Origin of the sequence: Octadecabacter ascidiaceicola, assembly GCF_900185015.1 — a bacterium.
GTDB lineage: Bacteria > Pseudomonadota > Alphaproteobacteria > Rhodobacterales > Rhodobacteraceae > Octadecabacter > Octadecabacter ascidiaceicola.
Genome location: NZ_FXYD01000001.1, coordinates 679790 through 699338, shown reverse-complemented (window position 1 = coordinate 699338; position 19549 = coordinate 679790). Strand labels below are relative to the sequence as shown.

At 56.3% G+C, this 19549-nt stretch carries 24 protein-coding genes; 12 read left to right on the top strand and 12 right to left on the bottom strand.

The genetic code is table 11. The annotated features are described in order from the left end of the window. Genes OCA8868_RS03465 through OCA8868_RS03440 form a run of 6 tightly spaced genes read left to right on the top strand, consistent with a single transcriptional unit; the run spans window position 1 to window position 3097 of the window. Window positions 1–354: an Mth938-like domain-containing protein gene (locus OCA8868_RS03465; RefSeq protein WP_093995121.1), complete on the top strand. Its 354-nt coding sequence runs from the start codon at window positions 1–3 to the stop codon at window positions 352–354. Between the two features lie 21 nt (window positions 355–375). Next, entirely contained in the window at window positions 376–993 is a 618-nt protein-coding gene (gene ccmA / locus OCA8868_RS03460; RefSeq protein WP_093995120.1) for a heme ABC exporter ATP-binding protein CcmA, read from the top strand. Continuing rightward, entirely contained in the window at window positions 990–1646 is a 657-nt protein-coding gene (gene ccmB, locus OCA8868_RS03455; RefSeq protein WP_093995119.1) for a heme exporter protein CcmB, read from the top strand. The genes ccmA and ccmB overlap by 4 nt, the downstream gene beginning before the upstream one ends. Window positions 1647–1687: 41 nt before the next feature. After that, the gene (locus tag OCA8868_RS03450; RefSeq protein ID WP_093995118.1) at window positions 1688–2416 is read left to right on the top strand and encodes a heme ABC transporter permease; all 729 of its coding nucleotides are present in this window, start codon (window positions 1688–1690) and stop codon (window positions 2414–2416) included. Next, a complete protein-coding gene (gene ccmD, locus OCA8868_RS03445) occupies window positions 2413–2574 on the top strand; it encodes a heme exporter protein CcmD (RefSeq protein ID WP_093995117.1) in 162 nt (53 codons plus the stop codon). Before OCA8868_RS03450 ends, ccmD begins: the two co-directional genes overlap by 4 nt. Next, on the top strand, window positions 2567–3097 hold the full coding sequence (locus tag OCA8868_RS03440; RefSeq protein WP_093995116.1) for a DsbE family thiol:disulfide interchange protein: 531 nt from the start codon (window positions 2567–2569) through the stop codon (window positions 3095–3097). Before ccmD ends, OCA8868_RS03440 begins: the two co-directional genes overlap by 8 nt. Here OCA8868_RS03440 and OCA8868_RS03435 read toward each other — a convergent pair. Beyond that, window positions 3094–3882, bottom strand: a complete 789-nt coding sequence (locus OCA8868_RS03435; RefSeq protein ID WP_093995115.1) for an arginine deiminase-related protein — start codon at window positions 3880–3882, stop codon at window positions 3094–3096. The two genes, OCA8868_RS03440 and OCA8868_RS03435, sit on opposite strands and share 4 nt — an antisense overlap. 129 nt (window positions 3883–4011) lie before the next feature. Beyond that, entirely contained in the window at window positions 4012–6699 is a 2688-nt protein-coding gene (gene acnA, locus OCA8868_RS03430; protein ID WP_093995114.1) for an aconitate hydratase AcnA, read from the bottom strand. 129 nt (window positions 6700–6828) lie between these two features. Here acnA and OCA8868_RS03425 point away from each other — a divergent pair, with 129 nt between their 5' ends. Beyond that, window positions 6829–7533: a DUF1223 domain-containing protein gene (locus OCA8868_RS03425; RefSeq protein ID WP_093995113.1), complete on the top strand. Its 705-nt coding sequence runs from the start codon at window positions 6829–6831 to the stop codon at window positions 7531–7533. Here OCA8868_RS03425 and nthA read toward each other — a convergent pair. The 5 genes from nthA to OCA8868_RS03400 all read right to left on the bottom strand — a co-directional run bounded on the left by nthA (window position 7530) and on the right by OCA8868_RS03400 (window position 10540). Next, window positions 7530–8171 carry a nitrile hydratase subunit alpha gene (gene nthA, locus OCA8868_RS03420; RefSeq protein WP_093995112.1) on the bottom strand — a complete coding sequence of 214 codons (642 nt, stop codon included), beginning with the start codon at window positions 8169–8171 and terminating at the stop codon, window positions 7530–7532. The two genes, OCA8868_RS03425 and nthA, sit on opposite strands and share 4 nt — an antisense overlap. After that, complete coding sequence (locus OCA8868_RS16850; protein WP_093995111.1) at window positions 8161–8433, bottom strand: SH3-like domain-containing protein; 273 nt, start codon at window positions 8431–8433, stop codon at window positions 8161–8163. Before OCA8868_RS16850 ends, nthA begins: the two co-directional genes overlap by 11 nt. Continuing rightward, the gene (locus tag OCA8868_RS16845; protein WP_281253583.1) at window positions 8430–8792 is read right to left on the bottom strand and encodes an SH3-like domain-containing protein; all 363 of its coding nucleotides are present in this window, start codon (window positions 8790–8792) and stop codon (window positions 8430–8432) included. Before OCA8868_RS16845 ends, OCA8868_RS16850 begins: the two co-directional genes overlap by 4 nt. Window positions 8793–8831: 39 nt before the next feature. Then, a complete protein-coding gene (locus OCA8868_RS03405) occupies window positions 8832–9869 on the bottom strand; it encodes a FliG C-terminal domain-containing protein (RefSeq protein ID WP_093995110.1) in 1038 nt (345 codons plus the stop codon). A 188-nt stretch (window positions 9870–10057) separates the two neighbouring features. Next, entirely contained in the window at window positions 10058–10540 is a 483-nt protein-coding gene (locus OCA8868_RS03400; RefSeq protein ID WP_179214760.1) for an autoinducer binding domain-containing protein, read from the bottom strand. 140 nt (window positions 10541–10680) lie between these two features. Here OCA8868_RS03400 and OCA8868_RS03395 point away from each other — a divergent pair, with 140 nt between their 5' ends. Beyond that, complete coding sequence (locus tag OCA8868_RS03395; protein ID WP_093995512.1) at window positions 10681–11289, top strand: helix-turn-helix transcriptional regulator; 609 nt, start codon at window positions 10681–10683, stop codon at window positions 11287–11289. Window positions 11290–11428: 139 nt separating this feature from the next. Then, complete coding sequence (locus OCA8868_RS03390) at window positions 11429–12055, top strand: acyl-homoserine-lactone synthase (RefSeq protein WP_093995108.1); 627 nt, start codon at window positions 11429–11431, stop codon at window positions 12053–12055. A 59-nt stretch (window positions 12056–12114) separates the two neighbouring features. Here the strand turns inward: OCA8868_RS03390 and purB are convergent, their stop codons facing one another. Further along, window positions 12115–13416, bottom strand: coding sequence for an adenylosuccinate lyase (purB, locus tag OCA8868_RS03385; protein ID WP_093995107.1), 1302 nt, complete (start codon window positions 13414–13416; stop codon window positions 12115–12117). A 146-nt stretch (window positions 13417–13562) separates the two neighbouring features. Next, window positions 13563–14129: an outer membrane protein gene (locus OCA8868_RS03380; RefSeq protein WP_093995106.1), complete on the bottom strand. Its 567-nt coding sequence runs from the start codon at window positions 14127–14129 to the stop codon at window positions 13563–13565. A gap of 136 nt (window positions 14130–14265) precedes the next feature. On the opposite strand from OCA8868_RS03380, the gene OCA8868_RS03375 reads away from it, so the two are divergent. Both OCA8868_RS03375 and OCA8868_RS03370 read left to right on the top strand, forming a co-directional pair. After that, window positions 14266–14685 carry a DUF6314 family protein gene (locus OCA8868_RS03375; RefSeq protein WP_093995105.1) on the top strand — a complete coding sequence of 140 codons (420 nt, stop codon included), beginning with the start codon at window positions 14266–14268 and terminating at the stop codon, window positions 14683–14685. Between the two features lie 84 nt (window positions 14686–14769). Next, the gene (locus OCA8868_RS03370) at window positions 14770–15375 is read left to right on the top strand and encodes a biotin transporter BioY (protein WP_093995511.1); all 606 of its coding nucleotides are present in this window, start codon (window positions 14770–14772) and stop codon (window positions 15373–15375) included. 157 nt (window positions 15376–15532) lie between these two features. Here the strand turns inward: OCA8868_RS03370 and OCA8868_RS03365 are convergent, their stop codons facing one another. Then, the gene (locus OCA8868_RS03365) at window positions 15533–16741 is read right to left on the bottom strand and encodes a bifunctional alpha/beta hydrolase/OsmC family protein (protein ID WP_093995104.1); all 1209 of its coding nucleotides are present in this window, start codon (window positions 16739–16741) and stop codon (window positions 15533–15535) included. An 86-nt stretch (window positions 16742–16827) separates the two neighbouring features. Between OCA8868_RS03365 and OCA8868_RS03360 the strand changes: the two genes are divergently transcribed. Continuing rightward, complete coding sequence (locus tag OCA8868_RS03360) at window positions 16828–17694, top strand: endonuclease/exonuclease/phosphatase family protein (protein WP_143849482.1); 867 nt, start codon at window positions 16828–16830, stop codon at window positions 17692–17694. On the opposite strand, the gene dddP is transcribed toward OCA8868_RS03360, so the two are convergent. After that, complete coding sequence (gene dddP / locus OCA8868_RS03355; protein WP_093995510.1) at window positions 17691–19031, bottom strand: dimethylsulfonioproprionate lyase DddP; 1341 nt, start codon at window positions 19029–19031, stop codon at window positions 17691–17693. The genes OCA8868_RS03360 and dddP overlap by 4 nt on opposite strands. 95 nt (window positions 19032–19126) lie before the next feature. Beyond that, window positions 19127–19432, bottom strand: a complete 306-nt coding sequence (locus OCA8868_RS03350) for a hypothetical protein (protein WP_093995102.1) — start codon at window positions 19430–19432, stop codon at window positions 19127–19129. Window positions 19433–19549: the final 117 nt, after the last annotated feature.

Genomic DNA, 19549 nt, shown 5'->3' with positions numbered 1-19549 from the left:
ATGCGATTGAACGAGGTTGTCTATACGGATGCCAAGCCGGTTGATGGGTACGGGGCCGGTTTCTTTCGCATCGGTGGTGAGGTCTATGAGGGCGCATTACTGGCGCTGCCGTCGGGCATCACGCCTTGGGGCGGGTTTGACGACGCGCAAACCTTGATCGATGCTGCCGCTGACATTGATGTTGTCTTTGTTGGGACGGGCGCCGAGATCGCGCATATCCCGTCTGAGCTGCGCAAAACCCTTGAGGACGCGGGCCTTGGCGTTGAGGTGATGGCGTCGCCTACGGCCTGTCGGACCTACAACATCGTTTTGTCCGAAGGGCGGCGCGTCGGTTTGGCGCTTTTGCCGGTTTAGGGGTTAGGCTAGCGTAGTGATATGGAATTGAAGGTTTCAGACTTATCGGTTGCGCGGGGCGGCGTGCCAGTGCTTTCCGGCGTGTCCTTTGACGTGGCCGAGGGCCAAGCGCTGGTGTTGCGCGGGGCGAATGGCATTGGCAAGACAACCTTGCTGCGCACCTTGGCGGGCTTGCAGCCTGCGTTGTCGGGCAACGTGGATTTCCCCGAAGACACAGGCGCCTATGCCAGCCATACGGACGGGATCAAAACCCAGCTGACAGTGACCGAGAACCTTGCGTTCTGGGCGGACGTGCATGGCGCAGACCTGCCGGACCGCGTGTTCAAAACCTTTGATCTGGAAGACCTACGCACGCGTTTAGCGGGCACATTGTCGGCGGGGCAAAAACGCCGCGTCGGGCTGGCGCGCCTTGGGGTTATTGGCCGCAAGGTGCTGTTTCTGGATGAACCCACCGTCAGCCTTGATGCGTTTTCGGTTAAAATGTTCGCAAGCTGGCTGCGCGATGAACATTTGGCGCAGGGCGGCATTGCGGTGATCGCCACGCATATTGATTTGGGTCTGGACCTGCCCGAGCTTGAACTTGCGCCGTTTCGCGCCGCCGCAGATGCGGGCGGTGGGTCTGACGAGGCGTTTTTATGATCGCTTTGCTGCGCCGTGACCTCGCGCTGGCGGTGCGGGCAGGGGGCGGCTTTGGCCTTGGGTTGGCGTTCTTTTTGATTGTTGTCGTGCTGGTGCCGTTCGGTGTGGGGCCTGAGGCCGAGCTGCTGACGCGCATCGCACCGGGCATTCTATGGGTCGCGGCGCTATTGGCGGCGCTGCTGTCGCTGGACCGTATCTTTGCGTTGGATTTCGAGGACGGATCATTGCCGTTGTTGGCGACATCGCCGCTGCCGTTGGAAGGCGTTGCATTGGTTAAGGGCATCGCCCATTGGGTCACCACGGGGCTTCCGTTGACCTTGGCTGCGCCTGTTCTTGGGTTTCTATTGAACCTTGCCCCAAGCGCCTATCTGTGGCTGCTCTTGTCCCTCGCGCTCGGAACGCCTGCGCTGTCGATGATCGGCACGTTCGGGGCCGCGCTGACTGTGGGGTTGCGCCGTGGCGGGCTGTTGATGTCTTTGCTCGTGCTGCCGCTTTACATTCCGACGCTGATCTTCGGGGCAGAGGCTGTGCGACGTGGCGCGGATGGGCTGGACCCAAGCACCTCGCTTCTCATGCTCGCGGGTATCACGCTGGGAAGCTTTGCCTTGCTGCCCTTTGCCGCATCGCTTGCGCTGCGGGTCAACCTTAGGTGAGTGGTATTGTTCATGCGCAAACAGCAGGGTAGCTAACGGATATGTCGATCTGGGAATACGCCAATCCAAAGAAGTTCATCGCGACCACGACGCCACTGGTACCGTGGGTGATGGGCCTTGCGATTGCTTGTTTGGTTGTCGGGCTGGTGTGGGGTTTTTTCTTCACGCCGGATGATTTCCGTCAGGGATCAACCGTTAAGATTATATACCTGCATGTCCCGTCCGCGCTGATGGCGATTAACGCGTGGTTCATGATGTTGATTACCTCGCTTATCTGGCTGGTGCGCCGTCATCATGTCAGCGCATTGGCTGCGCGCGCTGCTGCGCCCATCGGCATCGTGATGACGCTTATCGCTTTGATAACAGGCGCTATTTGGGGTCAGCCCATGTGGGGAACATGGTGGGCATGGGATCCGCGCCTGACATCCTTTCTGATCCTGTTCCTGTTTTACCTTGGCTACATCGCCCTGTGGGAAGCGATTGAGGACCCTGATACCGCAGCTGACCTCACCTCAGTTCTGTGCATCGTCGGATCTGTTTTCGCGGTGCTATCGCGCTACGCCGTTAACTTTTGGAACCAAGGTCTGCACCAAGGTACCAGCGTCCCCGTCGCCACGGGGGAGCGCACAGTTTCTGACGTGTTCTTTGTTCCGCTGGTGATCTGCATGGTGGGCTTTGGCGTGCTGTTCCTCGGCCTTGTGCTGATCCGTACACAAACTGAAATCCGCGCCCGCCGTATGAAAGCGCTTGAAGCAAGGATGCGGTCATGATGCCTGATCTTGGAAATTATGCGGCCGAAGTTCTGACGGCTTATGCGCTGTCGGTGGGGCTGTTGGTCGGGCTTCTTGTCCTGTCGCTGCGCCGATCCCGCAAGGTGAGCGCGCAATTGGCCGAGGTAGAGGCCCGCAAGGATCGCGCCGATGTCTAAGCTGATGATGGTCCCCGTTGTGATGTTCGCTGCCATCGGCGGCGTATTCGCGGCGGGTATGTTTTTCGGGCAGGGCGACGAACTGCCGTCCGCGCTGATCGGCAAACAAGCCCCTGAAGTGGAGGTTTCCGAAATCGAAGGCTTGGCTCCTTTTACCGATGCGATGCTGCGCGACGGCGAGGTTAAGATCGTGAATTTCTGGGCCAGTTGGTGCGCGCCATGCCGCATCGAACACCCCAACTTGGAACAACTGGCGGACGAAGGCATCCCGATCTACGGCGTTAACTACAAGGACTTTGACGCCAACGCCGTGGCGTTCCTTAGCGACCTTGGCGACCCGTACACCGCCGTCGGCGCGGACCCGAGCGGGTTTCACGCCGTTAATTGGGGGGTCTATGGGGTGCCAGAGACCTTCCTAATAGACGGGGACGGCACCATTCTGTTGCGCATGGCGTCACCTGTGACACAGCGCGAGCTGGCCAACCGTTTGCGCCCTGCGATTGACGCGGCACTGGCGAACTAGCGACTATAGCGCAGCGACATACAGCTGAGGCCGCCATCTACCAGCGCGGCCTGAGAGGTATTCAGCACCTTCAACGAATACCCCGCCTGATTGAGCTTTTCTTCAGTCTTCGGATGACCTGCCGACAGGAAAACAAACTCATTCACGCGGATCGCATTGGCGGCGGCTTCTTCGCCTACGACCGTTTCAATAACGTTCAGCCCCTTGAACGCACCGGACGCGGCAAGGGCAGGCGTGGCCAAAACTGTCCCTTCATCCAGAAGCGAACTTTCGGTTTTGAAATGTAGGATTTCCGGCGGTGTTTGCAGAACCTCGAGCGCGTAACCCAACCCCTCAACGATGGGGCGCAGGTCCTCGGCGCCTTGCACATTGGTGCGCGCCGACAATCCCAGTAATACGCGGTCATCCGTGCAGAGAATATCACCGCCATCCACATAACCTTCGGTCTGCAAGTCTATGACATCGTTCATATGTTCCAATAGCGAAGGGCGTAGCGCCGCCGCTTCGCCAAGGCGCGTTTCGGCACCGGGACGCAAAATGATTGCCGTGCCTTTCAACACCAGCGCAGGGTCTTCGATAAACACTGAATCCGGAAACGCCTCATCCGCAGGCAGAAGCGTCACATCGCATCCGGCGTCGCGTAGGGCAGATACATAAGCGCCGTGTTCCGCCGCAAATACCATCGGGTCCGGATCCCCTTGATCTGCTGCCCGCAGCCCGTCAGTTACAGAACGCGCAGGCAAACGGCACAGCGCGTGGGTGAATTCATAAGACCGATGTGACATGGCGACTCTCCTTGTTGTTTGCTTTTGTTTCGAAAATATCCCGGGGAGTCGAGCTTGCTCGACGGGGCAGAGCCCCTAAACAAGAAAGCCGCGCCCGATAGGGCGCGACAATTGGGGTATTAGGTGCGATCAAGATGCTTTCGCAAGGTTGCGCAAAACGTAGTGCAGCACGCCGCCATGTTCGATGTATTCGATCTCGATCGCGGTATCGATGCGGCACTTGAGGGTGATGTTTTTCATTGTCCCGTCCGCCATTGTGATCGTCGCTGGCACGTCTTGCAGCGGTGTCACCGCGTCCAGACCGAAAATCGACACCGTTTCTTCGCCGGTCAACCCTAGGGTTTTGCGGCTATCGCCCCCTGTGAATTCAAACGGAATAACGCCCATGCCAACGAGATTTGAGCGGTGGATACGCTCGAAGCTTTCGGCGATCACGGCTTTGACGCCCAGAAGGTTGGTTCCCTTCGCGGCCCAATCGCGCGACGATCCTGCGCCGTATTGTTCACCGCCGAAAATGACGGTTGGCGTGTCGGCTGCTTGATAGGCCATTGCCGCGTCAAAGATCGACGTTTGTTTGCCATCCGGCCCTTTGGTGTAGCCGCCTTCAACCCCGTCGAGCATTTCGTTCTTGATGCGGATGTTGGCGAAGGTGCCACGCATCATGACCTCGTGGTTGCCACGACGCGACCCGTAGGAATTAAATTCGCGCACGGGCACCTGACGTTCGATCAGGTATTGCCCCGCCGGAGAACTATCCGCGAAAGACCCCGCGGGTGAGATATGGTCGGTGGTGATCATGTCGCCCAAAACCGCCAGTACTTTGGCATCTTTGATATTTGAGATGACGCCGGGGTCTTTGGACATGCCTTGGAAGTAGGGCGGGTTCTGGATGTAGGTGGAGTGGGCCGGCCAGTCGTAGGTTTCGGCGTCTGTGGTTTGCACGCTTTGCCATTTTTCGTCGCCCTTAAACACCTCCGCGTATTTGGATTGGAATGCTTCGCGGGTCACGGTTTTTTCCACCAATGCGGCGATTTCTGCGGTCGAAGGCCAGATGTCCTTTAGGTAGACGTCTTTGCCGTCCGGTGTTCGGGCGATAGGATCTGTTGCCAGATTGATGTCCATCGTTCCTGCCAGCGCATAGGCCACGACGAGCGGTGGTGACGCGAGGTAGTTGGCACGCACGTCTGGGGAAATGCGCCCCTCAAAATTGCGGTTGCCGGATAGGACAGAGGTTGCGACCAGATCACCCTCGGCTATGGCATCTGACAATTCTTTCTGGATCGGGCCGGAGTTGCCGATACAGGTCGTGCAGCCGTAGCCGACCAAGTTGAACCCGATTTTGTCGAGTTCTTCCTGCAGGCCCGCGGCCTCAAGATAGGCGGACACCACTTGGGAACCGGGCGCGAGGGATGTTTTGACCCAAGGCTTGCGGTTCAGACCCAAGGCCGCAGCCTTTTGCGCGACTAGGCCCGCGCCGATCATCACGTAGGGGTTGGATGTGTTTGTGCAGGACGTAATCGACGCGATCACGACCTTGCCGCTTTCCAATGTGTAGTCTTCGCCAGCAACGACGACCTCTTTGCCGAATGGTCGCTTGAATGTGTCTTCCATTTCTTTGCGGAAGGCATCCTTGGCGCCTGTCAGTGCGACGAAGTCCTGCGGGCGTTTCGGGCCGGAAATCGCAGGGACGATGGTACCCATGTCGAGTTCAAGCGTGGAGGTGTAAACTGGGTTGTAGTCCGCGCCGCGCCAGAATCCGTTTTCTTTGGCGTAGGCTTCGACCAGCGCGATGCGGTCTTCGTCGCGGCCCGTGTTGCGCAGGTAGCGTAGGGTTTCATTGTCGATCGGGAAGAAGCCACAGGTGGCGCCGTATTCCGGTGCCATGTTTGCGATTGTCGCACGATCGGCAAGCGGTAGGGTGTCCAAGCCATCACCGTAAAACTCGACGAATTTGGATACAACGCCGTGGGCGCGCAGCATTTCAACGACCTTCAGAACAAGATCCGTGCCTGTGGAGCCTTCCATCATTTCACCCGTCAGCTTGAAGCCGACGACTTCGGGGATCAGCATGGAAATCGGCTGGCCCAGCATTGATGCCTCGGCCTCAATCCCGCCAACGCCCCAACCCAGAACGGCGACGCCGTTAACCATTGTGGTGTGGCTGTCTGTGCCAACAAGCGTGTCGGGGTAGGCGACTTCAACGCCGTCTTGATCGACATCTGTCCAAACAGTTTGGGACAGGTATTCGAGGTTCACCTGATGGCAAATACCGGTGCCGGGCGGCACAACGCGGAAATTGGAAAACGCGGACTGGCCCCATTTCAGGAAGGTATACCGTTCAAGGTTGCGTTCATATTCGCGGTCCACGTTCATCTGGAACGCGCGCGGGTTGCCAAATTCGTCGATCATCACGGAGTGATCGATCACGAGGTCTACGGGGTTCAGCGGGTTGATCTGTTGGGCATCCCCGCCAAGCGCGACAATCCCGTCGCGCATCGCCGCCAAATCGACAACCGCCGGAACGCCAGTGAAATCCTGCATCAACACGCGGGCAGGGCGGTAGGCGATCTCGCGCGGGTTCTTTCCGCCGTTTGCACCCCATTCAGCGAAGGCTTTGATGTCGTCTACGGAGACCGTTTTGCCATCTTCAAAACGCAGCATGTTTTCCAGCACCACTTTCAGCGCGGCGGGCAATTTGGAAAAGTCACCAAGGCCAGCTTCAGTGGCAGCCGGAATGGAATAATAGGCGAGCGATTGTTGCCCCACCTTCAGGGTTTTTCGTGTCTTGGCGCTGTCGTGTCCTACGGTGATTGGCATTTGAGGCTCTCCGTTAAAATGGGGACGTGTCTGTTGCTATTATGCGATTGTAACAGTCCCATCGCAAACGCTTGATTGGTCAGGGGCGTCCGGCTGGGTTAGGGAAAGGTAACTTTGACAGGAATCCTCATGCGCCAGACCATCACTGCAACTTTATCCGCCCTCGCTACTTGTTTCACAATGGCGTCCCCCGCTGTTGCGGATGGCCCGACGGTTATTGAACTTTATACATCGCAAGGGTGTTCCAGCTGCCCGCCAGCGGATGAGATTTTGCATGAATTGGCAGGGCAGTCGGACGTGATCGCGTTGGCGCTTCATGTTGATTATTGGGATTACATCGGCTGGGCTGATATTTTCGCGGATCCTGCGCACACGCGCCGCCAGCAGAATTATGCGCGCGTTGCAGGTGCAAGCTCTATCTACACGCCGCAGATGGTGATCGGTGGGGCGGATCATGTGATTGGCACGAAGCCGATGGATGTGGCGAACCTGATCAGAACCCATAGTGCGCGCCCAACGGGAACGCGTATTTCACTGCAACGTTCGGGGAACCAGCTGCAGATTTCGGGGCAAACTGCGCGTGCGTTGCGCAATGGAACTGTTGTTCAAGTCATCCGTTATAGCCCTGAAGAAACCGTAGACGTGCGCCGTGGTGAAAACGCAGGACGCACATTGACCTACTCGAATATTGTGACCCAATGGAGCGAGGTTGGTGAGTGGAGTGGTTCTGGCGACCTGAACATGAATGTCAGGATTTCTGGAAATTCGCCCGTCGTCGTGATCGTGCAAGAACCTGGGCCGGGTGCTGTAATGGCGTCGGCCGTTCTGCGCTAAGGCGTTTTTGCGACCCCTGTGCCGATCATGCTGTCACGCGTTACAAGGGCGGCGAGTTCATCTTCTGACATGTTTTCAGTCCCTTGTGGGCGTTTGGGAATGACGATGTAGCGCATATCAGCGGTGCTGTCGTGAACGCGTACTGTCGTGTTTTCGGGCAAAGTCACACCAAATTCAGCCAAAACAGATCGCGGTTCGCGAACGGTGCGGCTGCGATAGGCGCGGGATTTGTACCAGTCGGGCGGCAGGCCCAGCAGGTTGCGCGGGTAGCAGGAACACAGGGTGCAAACGATCATGTTGTGAGTGTCGTCGGTGTTTTCGACGGCGATCAATTTGAGTGGGCCAATGTCAAAACCCATCTCACGCGTCGCGGCAGAGGCGTCTTTCATCAGGGCTGCGTGGTATTCTGGATCGCTCCATGCGCGTGCAACAACCTTTGCGCCATTGCTGGGAGTGCGCGCGTCCATCGTTTCGATTTGATCGGCAACCTCGGCAGGCGTGGTAATGCCCTTTTCCACCAAAAGCTCACGCACGGCGATTTCCATGGTTTGCCAATAGCTTAGGTCCGTGTCGTCATCTGCGCGGTATGGGTGGCCGGACGGGCTGAGGTGGTCATGGTCGTGATGGTCATGTGGCATCGGCAGGCTCCAACCAATGTTCGTAGATTTCGGCATCTAGCGTGTCGTCTGGATTTTCGGCGATCGCGCCCCAGACTTCGGCCATTGTGAATCGCACACGGTGCAGCGTCTTGGCAGTGGCGGGCCTTCCATAGGCGAGGTCTTCGGGATTTGGGAATTCCCCAAGCGAGCGTTCAATCGTTCCGATCTTGCCGCGCAGGTATATCGGTGTTCTGACATGGCCGGGGGGCATCATGGGTTTGACGCGGACAACCTGGGTCATGATCCTGCGCTCGCATCACCGTAGGTTTTTCCTCGGGCGCTGACTTCAGCCATTTTTTCCGCGAGATCGGCAGTGGTATAGGCGCCGCCTTCGATTAGGTTTTGATTGATAGATGCGATCCAGCGTTCGTAATATGTCATCTTTTCAAAGGCGTCTTCGCCCATGTCTTCAAGAACGCGGCGCAGCCCGTCTACTGTGAAATAGCCTTTGGCAGAGCCAATGATCATCAGGGCATCAACGCGTTTTTCCCAAAGGGAAAAGTCATGGTCTTCGCCAGGTGCGTCCATGTCCGGAATGGGGCCAGCGGTGTCACCGCCCATATCATGCCAACGGCGTGCGGGGTTTTTTGGATCTAACATAGGGCGATGCTAGGCCCGTGTTTAGGGTGACGCCAGCCTTTATTCTTCGTCGTCTTCAACAACCAGCACGATTGTTCCGGCATCAGCGGCCGCACGAATGGCGGTGACGACTGCCGTTTGGGCATTTTCACCGTCGGATGGTTTGATTTTACCCACTTCACCCATTTCTTCGCGCAGATTGTCCGCCATGCGTGTCGACATGTTTTCGAGTAGGTGGTTGGCAGAAACGGCCAATTCGCCGCCAGTTTCGGTGGCCGACGCAAGCGCACGCACGAGGTCCGCTTGGTCAATATCACGCAGGATTTTCGGCACGTCAGGCATTGCGAGGCGCGCTGGAATGTCAGCGAAGGTAAAGATCGCTTTACGGACGCCTTCGCCGAAGGTGGGGTCTTCGGACAAAAGACCATCAAGAACTTGGTCGCGGGTCGCTGCGGGAGTTGAGTTAAGGATCGCGCCAATGCGGGATTCAGCGCTGTCTGTGAACGCAGGCAGGGTCGCGCCGCAATAGTTGCTCGCGAGGCCCGCGCCAATACGGGCAATGGCTTCTGCTTTGACGTTTGTGGTACGCGACATAGCAAAGGCTATGTAGCGGGCGCGTTCACCTGGCATGAGACCCAATAGGGTGGCGGCCTTGGGTGTTGGTAGTTTTGAGAGCAGGATGGCGCAGATTTCAGGGCTTTCAGCCTCAGTGATCGGCAGGATATCTTCTGGCGAAAGTTCGAGCACGATGTTCCACGGATCGCTTCCCGCTTGCGCTGCAGCTTCTTCACGCAGGCGGGCGACCGTGCCCGCAGAAATGCGCCCGTCGAGGGACTTAAGCGCGGCTTCAAAACTGCCCGGTGCGGTGAGTGCGACATCAGAAAGTTCGCGGGCGAATTCCTGTGCGACGCTGTTCAGCGTGGCTTTATCGATGATGTTAAGCGCGCCAAGTTCGCGGGTAAGTCGCGCCTGTGCTGCTTCGGGAAGTTGGGAAAGCGGCAGATCCCCACCTTCGCTTAACAAAAGCTGCACGACCATAGCGGCCTTGCGGGATCGGGGTAGTTCATTGACTGCGGTGGGGGACGTTGAGCCGGACATAAACGCTCCTGTAAGGGTGAACCCTTGCTTAAGCGCTTAAGGTGAAGAGGGGATTAATGGCACTGCCTTCGCGGCCGCGAATTTAAATCCAGAGCAAACATCGGAATCGCGGTTTGCTGACTTGAGAGCCTCAAGAGGGAATCAGACATCTAGCGCCCGACGTTCGCATGTCGCCGTAAAGTTGTGGACTACCGCGTTAGCTTCGCAGCGTGCTTCACCAATTCGTCGCGCATTTTTGCGTCCATACCCTCACTCGACGCGGTCAAATCGTGGAGCATTTGCGTGCACTGGGCCAATTCAGAGATTTCAGCGTCTGTATATTCGCGGTCGGGGCGCGAAAAGCTGGCAATGCTTCGGCTGTTATCCGTTTCGACGGAGATCGCGACACCGTAAGCCATGCCAAAGGTAACTGATTGCCCTAAAACGTTCTGGTCATCTTGATCGCTCAACTCGGACCAACGAATTGATCCTGTATCAGAGAAGCCCCAACGCACCGTCGGATCAACCATTACGAAACCTTTTTCGGAGTAAATGTCAGTCCATTCTTTCGGGTAAGTTTGCAAAAGGAGGTCAGGCGACGTCAGCCGAATGTGGAACGCAATTGCAAAGCCGGCCTCAGCGAGTTTTTGCACGCTTTCCAGAAGCGATTTAACTTTGCTAATATCTACCATCTTTTCCCCAACTCGCTTTGTGGTTGCCTGTCCCATCGCACTATGAATATGGTGAAGCGTCGAGCTACTTGTTATCTTATGCTATGTTGGGTCGTATTGACAGGATTGTTTCTCCTAGGTCTCCGTTGAAAGGGCCACGCTTGTTAGAGCTAAATTCCCCGGAAGATGTCAGTGAGATAGCCAAGTCCGGCTATTACATTGCACTGCGTGTTGGATTTGCTTTTCCACTAGAAGAAGTGAACGCACTTCCGGCCCCTTGGGTAGATCATTACACGACTCATCGTTTCATGCTGCATGATCCGGTTATTCGCTGGAACTACGCGAACACGGGCGCAATTGCATGGAGCGACATTGATCTGCCGGATCCAATGCGCGTTTTCCAACAGGCACAAACGTTTGGGTTGCGGTATGGCGTGGCGGTTGCGTGTTTTGACGGCAACCGTGAAGGCCAGCGATCGTTTGGGACATTTGCACGCGCTGACCGCGAGTTTGAACGCGATGAGATGAATGCTCTGCACGCTTATGTCTTGAAGTTGCACCGCGCCAAAGCGCCGCCAACGAATCTGACCAAGGCTGAGCTTGAGGCGTTGAGAATGGTGAAAGAGGGGCTGCGACTAAAGCAAATTGCCCATTCACTTGGCGTTTCGGAAGGGGCAGTTAAGCAGCGCCTAAAGAATGCGAAAACCAAGCTTGGCGCGCAGACCTCTGCACAAGCCGCTGCTATGGTTGGAGAATTTGGTCTGATTTGAACCTTTTGAATTTGTTAACAAAAGGTTAATTTTTATATCCCTTTCCGAAGGGTGAACATATTCAGCCTGCCGATCCGATTATTAGTTAACAATAGAATGATCTCGGCGCTAAATGGACTCTCCAAAAAGGAGAGTATCAATGAAAAACATCACGTTTGAATTGTCGAACGTCCACCTTCATGGACCGGCGTTTTTTGACTACCTGAGCTTGCGAAAGCAGTTCTTTGTTGACGAGTTGCACTGGCAAATTCCGCATAATGCAGATGTGGAAATGGACCAGTATGACAACCCGATGGCACGCTATTCGCTTGTGCTTGATGACAATGGCAAAGTCATTGCTGGCGCGCGGGGCATGTCCACCACGGCGCGTTGGGGTGATCATACCTACATGCTGAAAGACGCGATGACAGGGAAGTTGGGGACCATTCCCGACAACCTGTTGGATGAGGTAATCGAAAGCCCGAAAGTCTGGGAATGCACCCGTCTGGTCATGGCACCAGAGGTGAAATCCATGCGTGTGCGTCTTGAATGTCTTGATCTGATTGTGGGCGGTTTGATCGATATGGCCACCGCAGAAGGGGCCGAGCGGATGATGTCGCTGTCAAACCTGTGGGTGCTGCGTGCGCTTAAACGGTTGGGATACGGGGCGGAGTTCTTGGGCGCGCCGTATGAGAATGGCGATGACGGGCATAAATATGCGGTTATCGGTATTCCGGCACGCCAAAAGCAACCGACGGGGGATGTTCCACACATGACAGCCGCTTAGGCAAACGACCATCTATGGGCCTTGGGGGCCCATAGAGGTTTCTAAGAAAGACTAGATGCTTAGCCAAAGACGCGATTGAAAATCGTGTCGACGTGTTTGGTGTGGTAATCGAGGTTGAAGTTCTCGTTGATCGCATCAACGCCAAGGGCTGCGACAACATCTTTGTCAGCGAGAAGTTCTTCACGGAAATCAGTGCGTTCTTCCCAAACTTTCAACGCATTGCGTTGCACCATCGCGTAGGCATCTTCGCGTGATGTGCCTGCCTGTGTCAGCGCCAGAAGAACGCGTTGCGACATGACCAGACCCGGGAACTTGTTCATGTTGTCGAGCATGTTGTCAGGGAAGATCAACATCTTGTCGATCACACCTGTCAGGCGGTTCAGCGCGAAATCAAGGGTGACAGTCGCGTCTGGGCCAATGCCGCGTTCCACGGAGGAGTGCGAAATATCGCGCTCGTGCCAGAGGGCGACGTTTTCCATTGCAGGGATCACTGTCATGCGCACAAGACGCGCAAGACCTGTGAGGTTTTCTGTCAGCACAGGGTTCTTCTTGTGCGGCATCGCGCTTGAACCCTTTTGACCCATTGAGAAGAATTCCGCGCCTTCCAGCACCTCTGTGCGCTGCATGTGGCGGATTTCGGTGGCGACGTTTTCGATAGAAGACGCAATCACGCCGAGGGTCGCAAAAAACATTGCGTGACGGTCGCGCGGGATGACCTGCGTGCTGATCGGTTCAGGGGACAGGCCCAGTTTGGCGCAGACGTGTTCTTCGACGGCAGGGTCGATGTTGGCGAAAGTACCAACCGCACCGGAAATCGCGCCCGTGGCGACTTCTTCGCGGGCCAGTTTCAGGCGGGCGAGGTTACGATCCATTTCCGCGTAGAAACGCGCAAACGTCAGGCCCATTGTTGTCGGTTCCGCATGGATACCGTGGGAGCGGCCAACGCGGACGGTCATTTTGTGTTCCATCGCGCGTTTCTTCAGCGCGGCGAGCAGGGCGTCCATGTCTGTGATCAGAAGGTCAGCGGCACGTACGAGCTGGACGTTGAAACAGGTGTCGAGCACATCCGAGGACGTCATGCCTTGGTGAACGAAACGTGCCTCGTCCGAGCCAACGTGTTCTGCAAGGTGCGTGAGGAACGCGATAACGTCGTGTTTTGTGACGGCTTCGATTTCGTCAATACGGGCCACGTCAAATTCTACGTCTTTGGCTTTCCAGACCGCATCCGCGTTCTCGCGCGGGATGACACCGATATCGGCCATCGCGTCACAGGCGTGGGCTTCGATTTCATACCAAATGCGGAACTTTGTCGCTGGTTCCCAGATGTCGGTCATGGCGGGGCGGGCGTAGCGTGGGATCATTGGGGAGTGGCCTTTTGTGAGCTGCAAAATCGAATGAGGGCGTCATAAGCCCTGCGCTGCGTGGTCACAAGGGAGGGCGCCAAATGCGCGCGGCCTTTTCCCGTTTATAAGTGGCGGCACGCGCGAACCGGCGTGCCGCAGGTTGTTTAGAACCGAAAGCCGACGATGGCACTTGTCGAATTGTATTCAACTGATTCTGTTTGGATCAGACCTTCATCGAACCCTTCTTGGTATTTCACTTCCGTAAAGACAGTATACGACCCAAGCGTGTAACGCGCGCCGATCTGGGCCTGCCAGCCGGCAATTGTGTCTGTTCCAGAAAGCGCTGGGTTCGGATCCGAATAATCAAGCTTAATTCCACCAACCCCAAGGCCAGCATATAAATCAATGCCATTATAGTTTTGGACGTAGCGACCGTTGGCCATCAGGGACAAGGATTCCAGTGAAGACCCTGGACCCCAGGTGGAATAGTCTTGGTTGGTATACATCATATCAACACCCACTTCGAAGGGGCCGGGTACGTTCCAATAAGCGGCAGCGCCAAAGGGAATACCAGAATCCATGGACTGCAAGTTCGGAGAGGAGGGAGGCGTTGGCCCGTAGTTGAGGTCCTGACCACCAAAAGTCGCGCCGGTGTATATTTCATAAGACTGCGCTGAGGCCATGCCTGCACACAGACCAATCGCTGCGATTGGCGCCAAAAATTTGAACATATGTTGGTTTCCTGTTTAATAAAGGGGAGTTAACATGATTTACCCTAGGGAAATGGTGTGAGCCGTAAAGGTAGGGGATGTCTTACTTTCAAGCGGACTACTTGCGCGATACGCGCACTCATCTGGAGGCAAGGACGTGGCTCAGCGGCGGGAACTCAGCGCTTTTATTGGTAGATACTCGGTTTCGCGCCGGATCGATGACCGTCATGCGCAAATAGAAACTTTGTTTGACGGGCAGGCTGAGATTGCAGTGCAGGGCGACGGGGCGATTTATCGGGAAGTCGGTCATTTGATTGTGGGCGATCAACGATTTGAAGCCGAACGCCGTTATCTTTGGCATGAGGATGCAGAGCGCATTTTTGTCAGCTTTGAAGATGGTCGCGCATTTCATGATTTTGATCCAACCCTTGGCGGGCAGGCGAGTGAACACTTGTGCGGTGAAGATATGTATCGCGGTGCGTATGATTTTTCTGAATGGGCCCGTTGGTCGGTAACATGGAATGTTCAAGGACCGCGCAAAGATTATATGTCGACCACATCGTACGTTAAACGTTAGCGCGAACAATGGGCTTCGCACTTGCAGAAAGATTTCCGTTAGGGCATGTCTATGCCGACTATTTTGAAAAAAGGAGCCGTTACGATGGCCATAACGATGAATAACCAAGCCCTGGCGGAAGCCTTTGGCCCGAGCGAAGGCACAGCTCTTCGAATCAAGCAGGCTGTACTGGTTATACTTGGTATTGCGATGCTGACGATCGCTGCAAAGATTAAAGTTCCAATGTTTCCGTCGCCTGTTCCGATCACATTGGGCACGTTTGCGGTTCTGACGATTGGTGCGTCTTACGGTCCGCGTTTGGGTCTTGCGACGATCTTTGGCTACATGCTGATCGGTGCGCTGGGTTTTGATGTGTTTGCATCGTCTTCCGCTGACAAGAACGGCCTTGAATACATGATGGGCGGCACTGGCGGCTATTTGGTTGGCTACGTTTTGGCTGTTTTGTACCTCGGTTGGGCGGCACGCCGCGGCATGGATCGCACAATTGAAGGTATGGCTGGCGCATTGCTGATGGCGAATGTTCTGATCTACGTTCCAGGCGTATTCTGGTTGCACCAGTTCACATCCGGCTGGGAGCAGACAATGGAATGGGGCCTGACGCCTTATGTTATTGGCGATCTGATGAAGCTGGCACTGGCTGCACTTCTGATCCCAGCAGTTTGGAAGCTTGTCGGCAAAGCCCGCGGCTAAACCGACCCAACTGTTAGAAAATTGTGAGGCGTGCAGCAAAGGCTGCGCGCCTCACTCTTTTGTTGGTGTGTGTGGCTCGCGTGAGCCAATCGCGGGGGAGGGTGCGTTTGTTTTGATCGGCCCTTCGGGGAGGATATTTTTGAAACAAAGGCAAGGGTTACGCGAGTTCTGTATTGATGTGGTTGCTGCGTTCCAGGGTTTGGTGAACGGGGCAACGATCCGCGATTTCTAGCAGGCGTTGGCGTTGGGTGTCATCGAGGTTGCCGCTCAGTGTGATTGTCCGCGTGAAACTGTCGATCTTGGTTTTGGTTTCTGATCCCGCGTCTTGGCCGTGGACCTTATCGTGGGTGATATCGACGCTGACGGAGGTCAGGGGCCAGCCTTTGCGCCGTGCATACATGCGGATCGTCATTGAGGTGCACGCACCTAGGCCCGCTGAGAGCAATCCGTAAGGTGTGAGGCCTTTGTTGGTGCCGCCATATGCTGCGGGTTCGTCGGCGAGCAGGTGGTGTGGGCCGGATTGGACGTCTTGCAGGAACCCTTTTGGGTCAGCTTCGGACACGCGCAGCACGCCTTCGGGGGTGCCGATAGGCGGCGCTGGGCGGCGCAGGTCGATATAACGTTTGGCCCAAGTTGCGATGACATCTGCTGCGTATTCGGCGTCTTGGGCCTGTGAGAGCAGGTGGTCGGCGTTGTCGAGGGTGATGAAGCTTTTGGGGTGTTTGGCCGCGAGGAAGATTTCAGAGGCGTTGTCGATAGAAACCGTTGCGTCGCGAGGGCCGTGCAGCACCAAAAGGGCCGCGTTAAGTTTGGAAATGGCGGGTGTGAGTTCGCCTTTGGCAACGTCTTCTAGGAAATCGTTGGAGATGCGGAACGGGCGACCGCCCAAGCTGACTTCGGCAACGCCGTCGCGCATGATTTGGGGCAGGGCGTGGGCGAAGTTATGGGTGACGTGTTCGGGGTCAAACGGGGCACCGATGGTGACGACAGCGTTGATGTTGTCGAGTTCTGAGGCTGCTTTCAACACCGCAGCGCCGCCAAGGGAATGGCCGATCAAGAGCGATGGTGCCATGCCGCGTGCGTCAAGTTCTGCACTGGCCGCCACGAGGTCCTGCACATTTGTGGTGAAATTTGTGTTTTCAAATTCACCTTCGGAATGGCCTAACCCCGTGAAGTCAAAGCGCAGCACAGCAATGCCCATCGCAGAGAGGCGGCCCGCGATGCGGCGCGCAGCGGGGATGTCTTTGGAGCAGGTAAAGCAATGGGCGAAGAGGGCTGTTGCAAGGTGCGGGCCGTCGGGGAGGTCAAGGCGGGCGGACAGGTTTTGGCCGTCATGGCCGGGAAAAGTGAAGCGTTCGGTTGGCATAAAGAATCCTTTGGTTGAGACAAAGGTGGACCTGCGTCATTGAACGCGCAAGATGTGTGACGGTGCCGTCACGGGAAGGTGAGGAAATGCTGAAGGTTCTGGGGCGGGTATTGGTCGTGATGGCGGCGCTGGTTTTGGCGGCGTCCTTTGCAGGGGATCTGCACGGGGTTGGCGACAGTCTGGCGGTGTTTCGATTGGCCATTCTTGTTGGGGCATTTGTTGTTGCGGCGTTGGTCTGGCGGTGGCGTGGCGCACAGGTTTTGGCCATCGCGTCCTTGGGCATTGGCGGGCTGCAGCTGGCAGACGGAGCGCTTGCGCGGGTGCCGGATGCGCCTGATTTCGTTCTTTATCAGAAAAATTTGCTGTACCTTGAGCGGGACCGGACAGAGTTCATTGCAGATGTTTTCGCATCAGGTGCGGATGCTGTGACCTTGCAAGAAGTTGGCCCCGCCAATGAAAAGGTGCTTGAGGCGTTGCGGGCGGAATATCCGCATCAATTGCTGTGCAATGCCCGTGGTATGCGCAGGATGGCGATTGTATCGCGCACCCCGTTTGAGGTTCAGGAATGTTTTGAGAGTTCTGGTGCTGCGCGGGTTGTAACGCAGGTTGGCGGGCGTTCGGTGCAGGTATATTCGCTACATTTGTATTGGCCTTATCCGTACCCGCAGGCCCGTCAGGTCGCGGGGTTCACTCCCATTTTTGAGGCGCAAGATGCAGCGTTTACGGTTGTGGGGGGCGATTTCAACATGGCCCCTTGGGGCCGTAGTGTCGCAGCGATTGAAGCGGCGACGGGAACCGAGCGGGTCGGGCGACCGGTTGCGACCTATTACCTGTATGGATATCCGCTGGCGATCGACCATGTTTTGGCAACCGGCGGCATGGGCAGCCTGGAAGCACGTGCGAAGATGGGGTCCGACCATCTGGGGCTGGTCGCGTCTATCGTGTTTCCCTAACGCCCCATTAGCGCATCGTCATGAGGGTAGGTGGTCAGGTTTTCATATCCATCTTCGGTAATGAGCACCTGATCCTCGAGCTTGATTGAGAAATCACCGCCTTCGGGGGAGACCAAAGCCTCAACGCAGATGACCATGCCGACTTCAAGTTCGTGGTCAAACGCGCCTTCAACCATTTTGTCGGGGTAGGCGACCATAGGCCATTCATCGCACAGGCCGACGCCGTGCATCAGGCAGCCGTATTTCTGTTTCTGGTACTTGTCGTGCAGCACGTGGGTGTTGCGGGACAGATCTTGGATATTCACGCCGGGTTTTAGCATTTGCATATTGGTTTCAATATGTTCCACGGCGTGCTTCATCGCCTCAATCATATCAGGGCGGGGTTTTTCGTCGCCGATCCACCACGTGCGCGAGATATCGATGCAGATGCCGTAGGACCCGATGAGGTCGGTATCAAAGGCGAGGATTTCGTTGGGTCGCGTGATGCGTGGACCGCATTCTTGGAACCACGGGTTGGTGCGCGGTCCAGAGGCGAGGAGACGGGTTTCGATCCATTCGCCGCCGCGTTTGATGTTTTCGGCGTGCAGGATGGCCCAGATGTCGTCCTCGGTGGTGGTGCCGTTGCCGGAGTGGGCACGCGCGAAGTCTTCCATCGATTTACAGGCCGTTTCGCAGGCGTGATTGGCGCAGCGCATGGCGAGGATTTCATCTGGCCCTTTCACCGATCGCGCGTGTTCGGTGACTTCTTCGCCTTCCTCAACCGTGAAACCGCGAGTTTCCAGCGCACGCAGGCCGTCGACCATGATTTTGTCCACGGCGAGGCGCATGTTGCTGCCAGCATGGGCGCGCATGAGATATTTTACTTCGTCGGCAAAGCTGGAGGCGGCTTGCAAGCCTTTGTTGCCGTTAGAAAAGTAGAACATCGATGCGCCGGACCGTTGTTCTGCGACGAGGGGATTGAATTCGCTCAGGAACGGGGAGTTCTTGTAGTCCCAGATCACCATATGGCCGTCGGCGCAGAGCAACACCGCGCGAAACGGGTTGTGGGTGTTCCACAGCTGCATATTGGTGCTATCCGTGGCGTAGCGGATGTTGAGCGGGTCAAACATCAACAATCCGCCCAAATCGCGATCAACGATGTGTTGGGTAAGGCGTTTCCAGCGGTATTCGCGCATGGCCTCAAGGTTGGGGAGGGTCAGGCCAGCGGCAGCCCATTCGTTGAAGGCCAGTTGGGTTGGGCCAATTTCGACACGGTTGTTGTCGTTCGGGCTACCGTCGCCAAGCGTAACTCCGCGTGTGGGATCAATCTTTCGCGTGTCGCTATATCTGGAATCCAAGGCCATGCTCCTCTGTATGAGGCAAGCGTGACGAGGCATTTCGCGGCTGTCAGGTCAAAAAGCGACATGTTTCAGCGTGGCGTCGCGTGGGAGAATTAAAAGACGTAAGTAATAACCGCCATGCAAATGATGCCTGCGGCGGCAATTTTGCGTGGTTTGGTGGCCAAAGCACGATGAAACGGTGTGCTCACGATCTCGGCAAAACTTTTGGCAGGCTCGCCGTGCTGGAAACCACCATTTTTAGTGGGAACACCACGGGTTTGCCATGCGGGCGGCATGGTGCTGGCGCCTGCGCGGATCGCGGAGGCGGGAACGTCCATCTGGCGGTGTGTGCCAAAACTCATCGTGGATGAATTGCGGTTGGACGATTGGGCGGGTGTATAAACATCTGTACTGATCATGAGGGCATTTATACCCCCGACTTAGTCAACTAGACGTTAACGTAAGGGTAATTTCAGGCCGGAACTCGGGCAGGAATATGGCGAAGGGGCCGGGTGCCTCCCCCCGAACGCCACCGG

Coding starts and splice junctions, on each gene's coding strand:
- OCA8868_RS16845 (WP_281253583.1), bottom strand. CDS start 8,792: ATGTTAGATCCAAAAAACCCCGCACGCCGTTGGCATGATATGGGCGGT.
- nthA (WP_093995112.1), bottom strand. CDS start 8,171: ATGCCACATGACCATCACGACCATGACCACCTCAGCCCGTCCGGCCAC.
- OCA8868_RS03370 (WP_093995511.1), top strand. CDS start 14,770: ATGGCCATAACGATGAATAACCAAGCCCTGGCGGAAGCCTTTGGCCCG.
- acnA (WP_093995114.1), bottom strand. CDS start 6,699: ATGCCAATCACCGTAGGACACGACAGCGCCAAGACACGAAAAACCCTG.
- OCA8868_RS03465 (WP_093995121.1), top strand. CDS start 1: ATGCGATTGAACGAGGTTGTCTATACGGATGCCAAGCCGGTTGATGGG.
- OCA8868_RS03405 (WP_093995110.1), bottom strand. CDS start 9,869: ATGTCCGGCTCAACGTCCCCCACCGCAGTCAATGAACTACCCCGATCC.
- purB (WP_093995107.1), bottom strand. CDS start 13,416: ATGATCCCACGCTACGCCCGCCCCGCCATGACCGACATCTGGGAACCA.
- OCA8868_RS03380 (WP_093995106.1), bottom strand. CDS start 14,129: ATGTTCAAATTTTTGGCGCCAATCGCAGCGATTGGTCTGTGTGCAGGC.
- OCA8868_RS03400 (WP_179214760.1), bottom strand. CDS start 10,540: ATGGTAGATATTAGCAAAGTTAAATCGCTTCTGGAAAGCGTGCAAAAA.
- OCA8868_RS03390 (WP_093995108.1), top strand. CDS start 11,429: ATGAAAAACATCACGTTTGAATTGTCGAACGTCCACCTTCATGGACCG.
- OCA8868_RS03350 (WP_093995102.1), bottom strand. CDS start 19,432: ATGATCAGTACAGATGTTTATACACCCGCCCAATCGTCCAACCGCAAT.
- OCA8868_RS16850 (WP_093995111.1), bottom strand. CDS start 8,433: ATGACCCAGGTTGTCCGCGTCAAACCCATGATGCCCCCCGGCCATGTC.
- OCA8868_RS03450 (WP_093995118.1), top strand. CDS start 1,688: ATGTCGATCTGGGAATACGCCAATCCAAAGAAGTTCATCGCGACCACG.
- OCA8868_RS03440 (WP_093995116.1), top strand. CDS start 2,567: ATGTCTAAGCTGATGATGGTCCCCGTTGTGATGTTCGCTGCCATCGGC.
- OCA8868_RS03435 (WP_093995115.1), bottom strand. CDS start 3,882: ATGTCACATCGGTCTTATGAATTCACCCACGCGCTGTGCCGTTTGCCT.
- OCA8868_RS03365 (WP_093995104.1), bottom strand. CDS start 16,741: ATGCCAACCGAACGCTTCACTTTTCCCGGCCATGACGGCCAAAACCTG.
- ccmB (WP_093995119.1), top strand. CDS start 990: ATGATCGCTTTGCTGCGCCGTGACCTCGCGCTGGCGGTGCGGGCAGGG.
- OCA8868_RS03425 (WP_093995113.1), top strand. CDS start 6,829: ATGCGCCAGACCATCACTGCAACTTTATCCGCCCTCGCTACTTGTTTC.
- ccmA (WP_093995120.1), top strand. CDS start 376: ATGGAATTGAAGGTTTCAGACTTATCGGTTGCGCGGGGCGGCGTGCCA.
- OCA8868_RS03360 (WP_143849482.1), top strand. CDS start 16,828: ATGCTGAAGGTTCTGGGGCGGGTATTGGTCGTGATGGCGGCGCTGGTT.
- ccmD (WP_093995117.1), top strand. CDS start 2,413: ATGATGCCTGATCTTGGAAATTATGCGGCCGAAGTTCTGACGGCTTAT.